At 39.5% G+C, this 14249-nt stretch carries 13 protein-coding genes; 8 read left to right on the top strand and 5 right to left on the bottom strand.

Features of this window, described 5'->3' with window-relative positions:
• Window positions 1-20 precede the first annotated feature (20 nt).
• Complete coding sequence (locus I6N95_RS17085) at window positions 21-1301, top strand: PTS sugar transporter subunit IIC (RefSeq protein WP_209530197.1); 1281 nt, start codon at window positions 21-23, stop codon at window positions 1299-1301.
• Between the two features lie 6 nt (window positions 1302-1307).
• Window positions 1308-2336, top strand: coding sequence for an ADP-ribosylglycohydrolase family protein (locus I6N95_RS17080; protein WP_209530194.1), 1029 nt, complete (start codon window positions 1308-1310; stop codon window positions 2334-2336).
• Between the two features lie 60 nt (window positions 2337-2396).
• Here the strand turns inward: I6N95_RS17080 and I6N95_RS17075 are convergent, their stop codons facing one another.
• Window positions 2397-3032, bottom strand: coding sequence for an SEC-C domain-containing protein (locus I6N95_RS17075; protein WP_209530192.1), 636 nt, complete (start codon window positions 3030-3032; stop codon window positions 2397-2399).
• A gap of 278 nt (window positions 3033-3310) precedes the next feature.
• Here I6N95_RS17075 and I6N95_RS17070 point away from each other — a divergent pair, with 278 nt between their 5' ends.
• Together I6N95_RS17070 and I6N95_RS17065 are read left to right on the top strand one after the other, a co-directional pair.
• Window positions 3311-4075 (top strand): DeoR/GlpR family DNA-binding transcription regulator, encoded by a 765-nt coding sequence (locus I6N95_RS17070; protein WP_209530191.1) that lies wholly within the window; start codon window positions 3311-3313, stop codon window positions 4073-4075.
• Window position 4076: 1 nt separating this feature from the next.
• Window positions 4077-5459, top strand: coding sequence for a M24 family metallopeptidase (locus tag I6N95_RS17065; protein ID WP_209530189.1), 1383 nt, complete (start codon window positions 4077-4079; stop codon window positions 5457-5459).
• Between the two features lie 53 nt (window positions 5460-5512).
• Here I6N95_RS17065 and I6N95_RS17060 read toward each other — a convergent pair whose 3' ends face one another.
• Complete coding sequence (locus I6N95_RS17060) at window positions 5513-6625, bottom strand: acyltransferase family protein (RefSeq protein ID WP_209530187.1); 1113 nt, start codon at window positions 6623-6625, stop codon at window positions 5513-5515.
• Between the two features lie 482 nt (window positions 6626-7107).
• Here I6N95_RS17060 and I6N95_RS17055 point away from each other — a divergent pair, with 482 nt between their 5' ends.
• Together I6N95_RS17055 and I6N95_RS17050 are read left to right on the top strand one after the other, a co-directional pair.
• The gene (locus tag I6N95_RS17055; RefSeq protein WP_209530185.1) at window positions 7108-7377 is read left to right on the top strand and encodes an ACT domain-containing protein; all 270 of its coding nucleotides are present in this window, start codon (window positions 7108-7110) and stop codon (window positions 7375-7377) included.
• Window positions 7378-7398: 21 nt separating this feature from the next.
• Window positions 7399-8742: a PFL family protein gene (locus tag I6N95_RS17050; protein ID WP_209530183.1), complete on the top strand. Its 1344-nt coding sequence runs from the start codon at window positions 7399-7401 to the stop codon at window positions 8740-8742.
• Between the two features lie 47 nt (window positions 8743-8789).
• Here the strand turns inward: I6N95_RS17050 and I6N95_RS17045 are convergent, their stop codons facing one another.
• Window positions 8790-9410, bottom strand: coding sequence for an FMN-dependent NADH-azoreductase (locus tag I6N95_RS17045; protein ID WP_209530181.1), 621 nt, complete (start codon window positions 9408-9410; stop codon window positions 8790-8792).
• A gap of 331 nt (window positions 9411-9741) precedes the next feature.
• Here I6N95_RS17045 and I6N95_RS17040 point away from each other — a divergent pair, with 331 nt between their 5' ends.
• Entirely contained in the window at window positions 9742-10299 is a 558-nt protein-coding gene (locus tag I6N95_RS17040; RefSeq protein WP_209530179.1) for a recombinase family protein, read from the top strand.
• A gap of 141 nt (window positions 10300-10440) precedes the next feature.
• Here I6N95_RS17040 and I6N95_RS17035 read toward each other — a convergent pair whose 3' ends face one another.
• Both I6N95_RS17035 and I6N95_RS17030 read right to left on the bottom strand, forming a co-directional pair.
• On the bottom strand, window positions 10441-11646 hold the full coding sequence (locus tag I6N95_RS17035; protein WP_209530177.1) for a GGDEF domain-containing protein: 1206 nt from the start codon (window positions 11644-11646) through the stop codon (window positions 10441-10443).
• 21 nt (window positions 11647-11667) lie between these two features.
• A complete protein-coding gene (locus I6N95_RS17030) occupies window positions 11668-13170 on the bottom strand; it encodes an AcpB/EbpR/MafR family transcriptional regulator (protein ID WP_209530175.1) in 1503 nt (500 codons plus the stop codon).
• Between the two features lie 578 nt (window positions 13171-13748).
• Between I6N95_RS17030 and I6N95_RS17025 the strand changes: the two genes are divergently transcribed.
• Complete coding sequence (locus tag I6N95_RS17025; RefSeq protein ID WP_209530173.1) at window positions 13749-14096, top strand: zinc ribbon domain-containing protein YjdM; 348 nt, start codon at window positions 13749-13751, stop codon at window positions 14094-14096.
• Window positions 14097-14249: the final 153 nt, after the last annotated feature.

Genomic DNA, 14249 nt, shown 5'->3' with positions numbered 1-14249 from the left:
TAAACTGAAGGAGAATGATCATGGAAAAAATCACTGCGTTTTTAGAGAAATACCTATTGCCCTTTGCAGATGTCTTTAGCAAAAATAAGTATCTTGTTGCGATCAAGGATGCCTTTTTAATCTCGTTGCCATTTACGATTTTTAGTTCAATCTTTACCGCTATTGCGAATCTTCCTTTCTTACCAAATATGTTTGGAGAGGCGAAGATAGCTCAGTTTCAACAGTTTGTATCGCCGACATTTAGTTTAACGATGGGAGTTATCTCGTTTATTGTGGCAGCCGGGATTGGCTATAGTTTGTCTAATCATTACAAAGTGAATCCTATCTATGGGGCGTTGGTTGGCTTACTATCATTTATTATGATCACACCAACCTCGACCCTAACTGATTCTGGGGAGACTGTCTTAAATGTTTTACCTTTGTCCGAAATTGGCGCCATCGGCATGTTCTCAGCGATTCTTGTTTCGATCTTAGGGACGGAAATTTATCGCTATGCGATTCAACATAATTGGACAATAAAGATGCCCAGCAGTGTGCCAAAGTTAGTCTCGGATTCCTTCTTTTCCTTTGTTCCGATTGCTGTTGCCTTGTTAGTGGCTTTTGTTATCCGCATGATTTTCCAAGGGACTAGTTTTGAAACGGTTAATAATCTGATCTATCAAATGTTGCAAAAACCCCTTACGTCATTAGGAACCTCTCTTCCAGCGACGATTATTGTTGGCGTACTGGTCAATTTGTTTTGGTTTTTCGGTTTACATGGTCATGTGATTGTTGGTAGTGTGATGGTACCGATCTGGAATACTCAGTCTTTTGCGAATCTGCAGGCATTCCAAGCAGGGGAGTCCTTGCCTCATATTGTAACGGGACAATTTACTGATTTTTTTGTTTTGAATGGCGGTTATCTGTCACTGCCTGTATTGATTTCTTTATTGTTCTTTTTCAAGAATCGATCCGATTGGCGGGATCTAGGAAAAATAGCGTTAGCACCGGGGATTTTTGGTGTCTATGAACCCTTGATTTTCGGATTGCCAATTATGCTAAACCCGATTATGTTTATTCCCTTAATTGCTACGCCGATTATCACGACGGTAATTTCTTATTTTAGTATGGCTTGGGGGCTAGTCCCTTTGACAACAGGCGTGGCCTTGCCCTATACAATGCCATTGGTGGTTAGTGGCGCGATCGTCACTAATTCGATTCGAGGCGCACTGCTACAATTCGTGTTATTGGTTATCTTGACAGCTATGTGGTATCTCTTTTTAAATGTGATGGATCAACAAAATAAACTAAAAGTGAGCTGAGAATAAATGAAAAAAGACAAAATATTAGGGGCCTTATATGGCGCGGCGATTGGTGATGCTTTAGGAGCGCCAACTGAATTGCGGAGTACTGAGCAGATTATTGCCACTTTCGATGGGCTGGTTAAAGATTATCGAAAGGCTCCTCAAGACACGTTTGCCCGTGATTATCCTGCTGGTACGGTTACTGATGATTTCAGCATGTCGTATTATTTGATGGAAGCGATTGTTGCTAGCAACGGTGAATTTAATGAAACAATTGCTAGAGAAGCGATCATGGCTTGGGGAGAGGATCCTTATTATTTTGACAAGTTTGCCGGACCAACCACTCGTGGGGCAATCGAGAACATGAAGCAAGGATTGCCGACAGATGTGGACCCTTTTGGTCTGATTAATTATAATAGCTTGGCAACAAATGGCGGCGCCATGAAAACTATTCCTTTGGCACTCTTGGCTAGGGGCGATCGTCAGAAAGCCTTGGCCTATACAATTGCGATGTGTAAACCAACTCATTTTAACAGTAACGCACTATCAGCAGCGGCAGCTATTTGTTGTGGGGCAACGGAAGCCCAATTAGAGACGGCGACTTTAGAATCAGTGGTAGAAGCTGCGATCTGGGGAGCTAAAGAGGGACGATTATACGGGGAAGCAAAAGAGCATATTTCGGTTGGGCCGGATATTGCTTTTAAGATTAAGCAAGCTGAACTAATTGGTCGTAATGCCCAAGGATTTGAAGAGTTGTTGAGCGTAACTGCTAATCAAATTGGCACTAATTTTTATGTCCAGGAGTCAATTCCAGCTGTCTTTAGTCTTTTAATGGGAACGAAGGGCGCGACGATGGCTGGGATCTTTGCAGCAGTTAACGTTGGCGGCGACACGGATACGATCGCTTCGATGCTAGGGGGAATTGCAGGAGGGCTTAATGGGCAAGACGCCATTCCTGATTACTTTATTGAAGTTCTAGAGGAAGTCAACCCCCGTTTAAAGATCGCTAAAGTCATCAGTCAATTTTCAGCTATTTGTCTTAAAGAGTCCTAATGTTATGTATGATCAAAACGTGTGAAGTCTAACAAACGACTTCACACGTTTTTTGTTTGATTAGAAAGGTAAACCTTTTCCGTGACAATCTTCGTATTTTTTCCCACTTCCACAAAAGCACAGATTGTGTTGCTTGGAATCCTTTGTGAGAGGTATGACATTATTGCGTTTTTGAGGAGTGTTTGGCAACGTGTTTTCATCAATAAAGCCATCCAACAGGTCAAACTCCCCGCCGAATAGTTCGTCTATTTCCTCATCTAAAAAATCGATAAATTCTTTAATTTCCGCTCTTTTTTGAGGACTCCAAAAGGCCTCATCTTCTGATCGAGCTAACATTAATGGACTGGCTTTTGCAACAGTCATCAATAAAGAAGAGGCATTGCTGATGGCTTGTTTCTCGTCCAAGAAGACGATAAACGAATTAAGCGTGACTAAAAAGAGGGGAACTTCAAAAGTGGGTAAGTCAGCGTGCTTAGGTAACCAGTGCGTTAACACCTTGGTTGTGCTTTTGCTATCCCATTTTTTTAAGGATTTTTTTTCGACGTCGGACAGGACGTTGGTGAACATCGTTAAATATTCGATGATTGTTTCTCCAGGAAGACTTTCTACCTCGGTAAAATCTTCTAGTTGGCTTAGCAATTTAAATGAGTCTGTTTTAGTATAGGCTTTGATTTCAGCAGCAAAGGAATTGGTCATGGTTTTTTCTCCTTTTCTTTTTTTCTTTTATTATAACGGAGTTTTGCTGAGAAGATAAGAGTGAATCCCAATAAATTGCAAGTTGGACTAAAAATGAAGGGATAATTTTAGTTTAAGTTGGTCCCTCAATTAGTTGTTTAATCACATAACTGAGAGAGATAAAATAGTAATTATCACATCTGCAATTTATTGCGTTTATCAATTTTATTTATTTTTAAAAATGCTTTTTATTGCAAAGGGAGAAATCTCGTGATATGATGATTTTAGGAGTTGATAGATTGTTAATAGAAGAAAGACTTGCGAAGATAACTCAAATAATTGAGACGAAAAATCAGGCCACGATTGATTATTTAGCTCAAGAGTTGAAGGTGTCCAAGGACACCATTCGTCGTGATTTGATCAAATTGGAAAATAAAGAGATCATCAAACGGATTCATGGTGGCGCTATGTTAGCGACGCGTGAGGCGTTGATTTTTGACTATTCCCATCGCTCAACGTCGCTTCAAGAAGTCAAAGAAAAATTGGCTCGAGCGGCGGAGACGCTTATTGAGAATGACGCGACAGTGATTTTTGATTCCTCGACGACAGTAGAGGCAATCATTCCTTTAGTAAAGGCTAAAAACATTCAGCCAATCACTAATTCTTTAACCCATGCGTTGCTGTTTTCACAACAGCAGAATAAACGGGTCAAAGTCGTTGGGGGTCATCTACACGATGAGCAATTATTCCTTTATGGGTCTGAAACAATTGAGAAATTATCTCAATATCGAGCGGATATTACCCTATTAGGTATTTTTGCTATTTCGGCGAAAGGTGTGTTTATTCATACGGAAGAAGAGGGCTTTGTTAAACGGACCATGGTTAAACAGGGACGGAAAGTTGTCGCATTGGCAGATCATACTAAAATGGATACAAAGGGATTTTTTAAAATATGTGGGCTAGAAGAAATTGACGTGTTGATCACGGATAGACAACCAGATAGCCATTTTTGTAAGGCGCTGGCGAATAATAATGTGGATTTAATCATTAGTGAGGAGAGATAATATGAAAGTTGAAATGTCTTTAGTACCAGAGCCACAGGTGTTTTCTAATGTGGATCAGGTAGCCTTGTCAGATGAGACAATGGCTAAACGGTTGAAAAAAGTGTTAAAGGGGATGGCTGACAATCAATTGGAGCTGATTGTTGTTTATGCGGATAAGGAGCATGGTGCTAACTTTGAGTATTTAACGGGCTTTATTCCTCGTTTTGAAGAAGCGTTGCTAGTCTTAAAAGCAGATGGTCAAGCCTATCTATTATTAGGGAATGAAAATGTTAAGATGGCTGGTCATGCCCGTTTGGCAAATACTGTGATTCACGTGCCGTATTTTTCGTTACCAAATCAACCGATGGAGGGAGAACGACTGCTAGAAGAGGTTTTTAAAGAAGTCGGAATGGCGCAGGCGTCCAAAGTTGGTGTTGTTGGCTGGAAATTGTTTAAAAGTTCGTTACAGAGCAATCAGCAAATGTTTGACTTGCCTCATTATGTGGTCAGGGCTTTGGAAAAAACCGTTTCTGGGGAAGGGGTCCTCGTCAACGGAACAGAGGTATTTATTGGTGAGGATATCGGTGCACGAACAGTGGCCAATTCAAATGAATTGGCTCATTATGAGTATGGTGCTAATCTGGCTTCAACTTGCATGTTAGAGACGTTAAATGCTGTTCAAGTTGGTAAAAGGGAAACAGAGTTGGGAGCGTTGCTTTCGGCTGAAGGTCAAATTCACACGGTTGTGACAATTGCTGCCACTGGTCAGCGTTTTGAAAAGGCTAATCTCTATCCGACCCATAAACAGTTACAGTTAGGTGATAAAGTATCCTTAACAACGGCCTTTAAAGGTGGGCTATCCAGTCGAGCTGGTTATGTGGCTAAACATCAAACTGATTTGCCAGAGGGGGAACAGGATTATTTGGAAAGGGTAGTTTTTCCTTATACTCAAGCGGTGGTCACTTGGTTGGAAACAGCTAAAGTGGGTGTATCTGGCGGACAATTGTACGATGCAATCGAAGGGGTATTGCCTAAGAGTCGCTATGGTTGGACGTTAAATCCAGGTCATTTTGTAGCGGACGAAGAGTGGTTGGGAAGTCCGATTTACCCAGCGTCTCAGATTTTATTAAAAAGCGGTATGCTATTCCAAGTTGATATCATCCCAAGTGTTCCTGGGTATGCTGGCGCTAGTATGGAAGAATGTGTGGCTATCGGTGATCAGGAGTTAAGGGATGAATTAGCGACAAGCTATCCAGAGGTCTGGGAAAGAATAAAAATAAGAAGGGATTATGTGATTAACGTTCTTGGCATTAGTTTAAGCGATGATCTCTTGCCCTTATCTAATACCGTTGGTTATTTACGTCCTTATTTGTTGAATAAACAAGTTGTGACGGTTGTCAAATAAACGCAAGGAGACTTTCAAAGTGCCATTTTTGAAAGTCTCTTTTGTCTGTGGTATCACAGGTGTCTCAGAAGAGCAGAAAGCTTCCAAGGGAGTGTTGTTTGTTGTTTTAAGTGAATGAGCAACAGGCAAGCCAGGTGGGTGCTTAAGAGTGTTAAACCAAAGCGCAGAAGTCCCTGACTGTCCCAAAGTTGTTGGCAGTCAATTAGCTGAGCTAACGATGGTATTAGGACCAGGAAAAAAGCGTGAGTGAAATAATAATATTTAGCATAGTCACGCAGTCGATTGGAATTAAAGGTAAATCCAATGAGTGTTTCTTTTAAAAAGATAAAGAGGAAAAAGGACAAAGGAACCAGACTAAGTAAAAAGTTCATGTCTAATCGTGTTTTATCGAAAATAAAGCATGCTTCGATCATGAGTAAGCCAATTGAAACGACTAATCCTTTTGTATAGGGGATTTTTTGCAGTTTATCTTGGTAGTCCCATAAAAAGAAACCGATTGCTACGAAGATTGATCCGTAAAATAAACCATTTCGAGTGGTGATAAAGAGTGCCATATAGCGGTTGACGATAGCTAATAAGGTTGGGTTAGTAATAAGCCCATAATAGGTTTCCAGAGAACCGAATCCGTAAAGGAGGATGGCAGCTGCAAATAGTGTCGGATAGTTGGTCTTTTTTAATAGCCAATGGACGATTAATATCGCGATGATCAGCGCGGGAATGTACCAAAGGTGGTAATAGGTACCGACGTAGAATAGGCCGACGATTAAAGCGACAGGATATAGATAGAAAGGTAAGTCGTAATTGTCTGCAATCCAATTAATGCCGACAGGTAAATAGAGGACGCTCCAGATTAAGTAACCTTTGAGAAGTGACAGTAAGTAGTGTTGCAAATAGTTGGTTTTGTGTTCAATTCCCCGCTTGAGAAAATAGGCAGATGTGATGAAAAAGAAAGGAACGGCAATACGTGCTAAGACATTAGCAAAGGCAAAATTGAGTAGCTGGCTAAACGGCATAAACAGTTTGGTATGGACGCCAATCACCATCAATGCGGCTATATATTTCATTAGATCAATTGATTGGTAGTTTCTTTGAGAGGCAGGCATCGCCTGCTCTTTTTTTCGTTTTGAGATGAGGTAAATTGATTGCGAGCCATGAGTGGATGCCATTGTAGTTCCTCCTTTGGTGACAAATGAAATTGTTTTTTTGCTATTCTTAGTTATTAACTATAGACAATAATGGACGGTCTGTCCTCAGTCTTAAGTCGTGTTTAGAAGAAGTAGAAAAGTGATGAGATATTAAAACATCGTTCGTGTTTATTAGTATTTTATTCTTTTTTTTTATGGATTATTTGAAAGGGACAGTCAAAGACAAATGAAGGTGGTGCTTAGTTGGCTATTGTTAGTGAATTTAGTTGTGTATCAGAAACGAATATGGTACATTATTTTTAATGGAACCAGATTTCATATCGTTATTTTGAGTGGGAGAGATTCTTTAGGGAATTTTCATTAAGTCAGATTTTTGTTATTAAATATTGTTTCTGGGGAGAATAATCCTGATATTTCTGAAATCTTTCAAGAATAATTCACTAGAAGTGAAGATTTGGTGATAAAGTTGTGATACAATGATTAGAAAAAAGATGGAGGTCGTTATGAAAGCAATTTTAACAGTAATTGGAAAAGATAAAGTGGGCATTATCGCTCATGTGAGCCAGGAATTAATGGCAGAGAATATCAATATTTTAGACGTTTCGCAAACGATTATGGGGACTAATTTCACCATGATGATGATGATTGATTTAGCAGGTGTCTCGTCAAGTTTTAGTGAGGTTCAAGAAAAGCTTAACGGGTTAGGGGAAAAACTAGCCGTTAAAATAAGTGTTCAACGAGAAGAGATTTTTAACACTATGCATAAATTATAAGTCGAGGAGCGCTGATAGGAAATGGAAGTCAATCAAATATTAGAAACAATTCGCATGATTGAAGAAGAGAAACTGGATATTCGCACAATTACGATGGGAATTTCTCTCTTGGATTGTATTGATGGCGATGGTGAAAAAACACGACAGAATATTTACCGTAAAATCACGACAAAAGCAGCTAATTTAGTGGCAGTAGCTGAAGACATTGAAAAGGAATACGGCATTCCGATCATTAACAAGCGTATTTCAGTGACGCCGATTGCCATGGTGGCGGCTGCATCAGGTGAAAGCAATTATGTGGCTTATGCTAAGACCTTGGATGAAGCGGCTAAAGCGGTTGGCGTGAATTTTATTGGTGGGTTTTCAGCCTTAGTCCAAAAGGGCTATTCTGCTGGCGATGATGTGTTGATGAACTCAATCCCTCAAGCATTAGCGGAAACAGAACGTGTTTGTGCTTCAGTCAATATTGGTTGTACCAAGTCTGGCATTAACATGGATGCAGTCCGTCAGATGGGGTATGTGATCAAGGAAACGGCTGCTTTGTCAGATTTAGGATGTGCCAAATTAGTGGTTTTTGCCAATGCAGTTGAGGATAATCCTTTTATGGCCGGAGCCTTTCATGGCGTTGGTGAAGGGGATTGTGTCATAAATGTTGGGGTTAGTGGCCCTGGGGTGGTTAAGCGTGCTTTGGAGAAAGTCCGTGGAGAAAGTTTTGACGAAGTGGCTGAGACGATTAAGAAAACAGCTTTCAAAATTACCCGTACTGGCCAACTAGTGGGGCAACTGGCTTCTAAAGCGTTGGATGTTCCGTTTGGCATTGTTGATTTATCTTTAGCTCCTACACCGGCTGTAGGTGATTCCGTTGCTCATATACTGGAAGAAATGGGTCTGGAATCAGTTGGGACTCACGGCACAACGGCTGCGTTAGCTCTATTAAATGACGCCGTCAAAAAGGGTGGGGTTATGGCATGTGGTCATGTTGGTGGTTTGTCGGGAGCCTTTATCCCGGTATCGGAAGACATTGGCATGATCGAGGCGGTTAATAATGGCGCTTTGAATCTGGAAAAATTGGAGGCGATGACAGCAATCTGCTCAGTTGGCTTGGATATGATTGCTGTCCCTGGGGAAACCAGTGCTGAGACGATTGCTGCGATGATTGCTGATGAGGCAGCCATCGGTGTCATAAATAATAAGACCACAGCCGTTCGATTGATTCCAGCAGCGGGTAAAAAAGTGGGTGAGATGGTCGAGTTTGGCGGGTTACTTGGTCGAGCGCCAGTCATGGCAGTTAATAAGTATGGTTCTACTGATTTTATTTTACGAGGTGGCCGTATCCCAGCCCCGATTCATTCATTTAAAAATTAGCCAAAGAACCTCTCTACATGGGTAGAGAGGTTCTTTTTTGAGTGGAGCTAGAATGACGCGCCAAGCGCAGCGGCACTATCTAAAGCAGTTTGTAAAATTTCTTCGCCACGTTCTGGGTGATGATCAACGCCTTCAATAAATAGCTGATGATAATCTTGAACCCCTACGAAATTCATAATGCCTTTAACGTATTGAGAAGCAAAGTCATTGCCATTATATTCTCCGCCATTCGACTGGATGTGCAAAACTTTCTTTCCTTCCGTTAATGGAACGGGACCTGTTTCAGTGTACTTAAATGTTTTCCCTGCGACGTTAACGGTATCAATCCAAGCTTTCAGACGTGTCGGCACACTTAAGTTCCATAAAGCATTTGCGATAACGATTTTGTCAGCGGCTAAGAATTGGTCAGTCAGATCATTAAAACGAGAGACGGATGATTGCTGCCCTTCAGATAAGTCAGCAAAGTCAGTTCCTGTCCGCAATAAGCCCCATGCTGATAAAAGCGTATTATCAATTTCAGGAATATCCGATTCAAATACGTCTAATATTTCAACAGTGTCTTCACCGTTATTTTTTTCATAGGCAATAATAAATTGTTCAAGAGCTTTCATTGAGTTTGATTCTCTTGGCGTTAATGGATGTGCTTTAATAGCTAAAAGTTTTGTCATTGTTTTCCTCACATTCTGGTTGTTTGAACCAGTTTTATTTTACTAAAAAATAGTAAGTAAGTCCAGTTAATTTTGACATATTAAAGGAAAGTTGGCTTGTGTCAAATAATGCATATCATTGTGAAAATATTGAGAAAAAATAACGAAAGCCCTCTATAAAAGGTCATTCGTTTATTTAAAGTCCCATATTTTCAGATATTACATAATCATATGCAAAGAGTGGCATAGTATTTCCCATTGCCTTACCGCTATACTAGGTAATGTAGTAAGGGGAATTAAAACGTCTGTTTTTAAAAAACGTTAACTTAATAAAATGCAGGGGGAATTTATGATGGAAATTATTGGATATGCTTATACAAGTGAGGATAAAGGCTATTTATCATCTCAATTAGAGGGACTGGGGAAATACGGTTGCGACCGGATTGTTTTAGAAACAGATGGTCAACAAAACGTGGCGCACCCTCATGTTGAATTAGAAAAAGCTGTTGAAGAAATGTCTTCAGGGGATCAATTGATTGTCTTTGAGTTAGTCTGTCTTGGCAAATCAATTATTCAATTAGCCGATTTTATTGCAACGCTAGTTGAAAAAGGCATTGAGCTAATTGTCTTAGAAAAAGATGAGGCGCTAGCAGGGTTGGATAATGCTGTATTCACTTCGATGATCACTAGTTTAGCTCAAATGGAAAAAGCGATTATTCGCCAAAGAACATCTCGAGGTTTGGAAGAGGCTCGTCGTAATGGCCGTATTGGTGGCCGTCCGAGAATTTCTGAAGAAACCATCGAACGGATTCAATTTTTATATAATAACAATAAGTATACATTGAGACAAATTGCTGAGGAATGTAACATCTCCTTAGGAACGGCTTACAAATATACGCAAGAGAGATAAGAAAAAAAGGAAGCTGCTTAGCAGCTTCCTTTTTGGGTCAGACCTGCTTAGCAGATCCATCAGTGTCAACACCCCCTGTGAACAGCTAGGGAAAAAAGGGCTGACAGTTTGTGCCGTTTTTCGACAGACGTTCAAGTAAGGTTATGCTTCAGCTGGTTGGTTAGTGACACTATAGGTGACAACTAATTGCTTTTTCCCACTATTTTTAGCGCGATAGAGGGCCTCGTCTGCTTCTTGAAAGGCTTGTTCCATGTTAAAGTTCTGATCGATTTGAAAGTGGGTTAAGCCAGCCGATATCTCTAAATGAATCGGGGTATCTTCGAACATGAAAGGAGACTGCTCTAGATTTTTGAAAATTTGCCTGAAAAAAGCTTCTGCTTCTTGAGGGGGTTCGTTGTGAATAATGGCAAATTCATCGCCCCCTATGCGACAAATATAATGGCGATACTGGATTTGTTCTTGGCTCAATATTTTGGCAATATGTTTAAGGGCTAAGTCTCCTACGGGGTGCCCAAAATTATCGTTTACTTGCTTAAAATTGTCCACATCAATCACTGCTAAGGAAAGATTTCCAGCTTCCTTCTTGGTGATGTTATTGGCAACATAGTCGAGAAAGAAATGAAAGGATTCCTTGTTGTAAACGCCAGTTAACCCATCGTAGATCGCGGCTGTTCGATAGACATGAACTGATTGGGAAGCCGAGACTGCTGCGTTGATGATGAACGTCGTCGCAATAAAAATAATCGAGTACAAGATCAAGTAGACCGCAAATTCAGTGAGTTTGCGCAATTGGAAAAAAGGTGCGAAATAAAAGGAAAACAGGAATAGCCGCAGTGACATAAAAACAAAAAGGAACAGAAAATTTGCTGGCCAGATGGGTATTTTTTTATGACGCATAAAAATACAAAGGGCTAATAGCAGCACAGTAAATACTAAGTTATTGAAGTATTCATTGAACGTTATGGCTGGCATGGCATTGACGTAGCTAAAGTATTTTAAGGCAATCAGCGTGACGGACGTAATAATACCTAGAACATCCGATCCGTAAATAACCGCAAAGAATATCATAACATAACGCATGTCTACGCCGTTGCTCTCACCAAATAAAGGGATGCGGTTGATGGATAGTACAAAGCTAATGACACCGAGAGCAAGACCAGTCACTAAGTTGGTTCCAATTGTTTGTCTAGAAAAAAAGACGCCAGAGACAAAGGAGAGGTTTGTCCGATTTTTTTTGGTTTCTAAATGCAAGGAAACAAAATAGTAAGACAATATTGTGCTAATAATAACAGAGATATTGATCAAAATGGCATTTACAAAGGTTAGCTCCTTTGGTAGTAGTTGCAAGAGAACAGCTCCTTCTCCAGACTAGGTGTTAGCTTTTAAGTAATCTAAGACTGCTGGGTCAATTTTATTTATTTTGTTTATCGCGCGACGGATTTTAGCCCAATCTTGATCAGATGGAATGGCATCAACGACAATAATCTTATCAGCGGGGATAATCTCCTCAAAAAAAGTTGTGACATAATAGTCATATCCGTCTAATTGACTACGGTCTTCGTCTTCCAAGAAAATAATGGAGCCTTGATAAACACTGATCTTAACTTTTGTTCCGAAGTTTTTGATGATCATCTCAGCTAACAGGTTGGCGTGTTCTTCACCTAAATCGCTAAAGACCATTAAGTTGGCTTTTTCTTTTTTGTTTTCAAGAATGGTTGGTAATCTTTTCCACTTGACCATAATCCAGTAAATGACTTTGTTTTTAAAGCGACTTAACCAAGGGAAGTTCATTTCTTCTTCCATGTCTTTTAAGCCCTTTTCCACGACTTTAGTAAAGGCGGGAAAATTATTGCGGATCGCTGTCCCATTAAATTCGTAACGATCGAATAAGATAAAATCATCAAAGGGGTAGGTCAGATGTTCCAAATAGGTAAAGGTTAAGACGTTTTTTATATTCAAGCGACTATGATCATCGATTTCTAAATCAAGAGCATCTTTGATCAATTCTAAAAATTGAGCAAGCTTATCTTTTAACGAGTGGATGTCAATTTGATCAATCATTAAGGCTTTGATGAAATAGATTGAATTAATTAAATCATCCAGTACTTGGTCATTAAGGGTTAAATCAAGGACGGTGATTATCTCATTGATTTGATCTTCGGCCAAGTAAAAGGGTGCTCTGTGCCGTTCTGTAATGCGTTCAGGATGCGTGATGGTTGTATAAAAACCTTGGCTAATTCGTTCTAAACTGACAGCTAAGACGTAAGCCAGATTAAGATGCATGGTTTCGTCAACTTGATACCCGGATTTTTCAAAAATATCTTTGGCCATAAAGACTGTTTTACGGCGATCGACAGCGAAAGGCCAATCATGAATTCCATAAACTTCTGAAAAGAAGGTAGTGTAGAAATAACGAACATACAATTCATTTTCGTTGGCAACGCGGCATGGTCTTTTTTGTAGCACTAAATCATAATGTGACAGTGAGTTTGTCAATTGATTCGAGATACGGTATAGAGAGGACTCGCTGATGAACATTTCTTCTTCCCAGTCCTCAATGTTAATATCTGGATTGAAAAATATCTTTTCAAGTAACTGAAATGCTTCTGAATTTTCAATTACATTGTTATATACCACTGAGGCATGACTACTCGGTGGGGTACTTAAACGAACGCCGTTTTTCTTTGACGTTTCGATAATTAGATGGGGAAACCAATTTTCTTTTAAGAAATGAACATCACTGTTGATCGTTCGCAGAGATGCTTTATTGGTATTTGCAAGTTCATTTGAGCTAATCCAATCAGATGAACGATTAAGTTGCTCTAAGATTTCCAGTCGTCTTTTTGTTGATGAGTCAAGTAATTCTCTCATGGTATCCTCCTTGGAATTGTATGCTATCCTGTTATTTAATTAAAAATAGACTCAGGAAGTGAGTGTTCTCAGGTAAAATATTTAGGTGAAAAGAATGGAATGGAACAGTTCTTTTTCACCAGAGACTGAGGTTAATTAGCACGTACTTTTTAAGTATAACATTATTTAAGGGGGAAATGTTAATATTAATCTTTAAATGAACGACAATTTATCTTAGTTCTTTCGTTTAAAAAGAGTGTATAACGAACGATTTTCAGTGACTTTTTAAGCTGACAGACGCTATTTTGTACAATATTTTTTTATGCTATTAAAGGTTTTGTTATATAACTAGATTTGAAAGAGCCATGTTATACAAAAAAGGTTTTATTACGGTGTTTTTTTATTTTTTATTCTCGCCCTTGTTTTTTTGAGAATAGCGGCTCCAGGAAAAAAGATAGCGGTAATTGATGATGAAATAAAGGCATCTTTTTTAGAGGGAAAATGAAAAAAAATATTATTTTACGGAAGGATTTTGCATTTTTACGATAATATGATACGCTATCTCTAGTAAAAATGAATTATGAATAGGAGCAAAAAAAATGTCAATACCAAATTGTCCTAAATGTCAATCAAGCTATGCGTATGAAGATCGAGGTTTGTATATCTGTCCAGAGTGTGCTTACGAATGGTCTGGTGAAGAACCTGCGGAAGAAGAGGTTGGCTTGATTGTCAAGGATGTCAATGGCAATGTTCTGGCAGATGGCGATACGATTACGGTCGTAAAGGATTTAAAAGTTAAAGGAAGTTCAACAGCTATTAAACAAGGGACAACAGTAAAAAATATTCGCTTGATTGATCCACAAGATAATGCGGATCATAATATTGAGTGTCGTATTGGTAGTTTTGGTTTAATGAAATTAAAATCTGAATTTGTGAAAAAAATTTAAAGCGGAGAACCTTTTACAAGGTTCTTTTTATGTGTGCGCCAGGCATGGCGACTAACTAGGTGGTGAAAGTCCACTGCGAGGGTACACATCGACCAATCGCTAGAGAAACGCAAGGTGGCATTCGCGAGAATGTAGCTGAAGGAAGCGTGTATC

Origin of the sequence: Vagococcus allomyrinae (assembly GCF_017829975.1) — a bacterium.
Lineage (GTDB): Bacteria > Bacillota > Bacilli > Lactobacillales > Vagococcaceae > Vagococcus_D > Vagococcus_D allomyrinae.
This window is presented reverse-complemented; position numbering and strand designations above follow the sequence as displayed.

Excerpts from the sequence above, each read along its gene's own strand:
- I6N95_RS17085 (WP_209530197.1), top strand. The coding sequence starts at position 21 with ATGGAAAAAATCACTGCGTTTTTAGAGAAATACCTATTGCCCTTTGCA.
- I6N95_RS17080 (WP_209530194.1), top strand. The coding sequence starts at position 1,308 with ATGAAAAAAGACAAAATATTAGGGGCCTTATATGGCGCGGCGATTGGT.
- I6N95_RS17075 (WP_209530192.1), bottom strand. The coding sequence starts at position 3,032 with ATGACCAATTCCTTTGCTGCTGAAATCAAAGCCTATACTAAAACAGAC.
- I6N95_RS17065 (WP_209530189.1), top strand. The coding sequence starts at position 4,077 with ATGAAAGTTGAAATGTCTTTAGTACCAGAGCCACAGGTGTTTTCTAAT.
- I6N95_RS17060 (WP_209530187.1), bottom strand. The coding sequence starts at position 6,625 with ATGGCATCCACTCATGGCTCGCAATCAATTTACCTCATCTCAAAACGA.
- I6N95_RS17055 (WP_209530185.1), top strand. The coding sequence starts at position 7,108 with ATGAAAGCAATTTTAACAGTAATTGGAAAAGATAAAGTGGGCATTATC.
- I6N95_RS17050 (WP_209530183.1), top strand. The coding sequence starts at position 7,399 with ATGGAAGTCAATCAAATATTAGAAACAATTCGCATGATTGAAGAAGAG.
- I6N95_RS17045 (WP_209530181.1), bottom strand. The coding sequence starts at position 9,410 with ATGACAAAACTTTTAGCTATTAAAGCACATCCATTAACGCCAAGAGAA.
- I6N95_RS17040 (WP_209530179.1), top strand. The coding sequence starts at position 9,742 with ATGGAAATTATTGGATATGCTTATACAAGTGAGGATAAAGGCTATTTA.
- I6N95_RS17030 (WP_209530175.1), bottom strand. The coding sequence starts at position 13,170 with ATGAGAGAATTACTTGACTCATCAACAAAAAGACGACTGGAAATCTTA.
- I6N95_RS17025 (WP_209530173.1), top strand. The coding sequence starts at position 13,749 with ATGTCAATACCAAATTGTCCTAAATGTCAATCAAGCTATGCGTATGAA.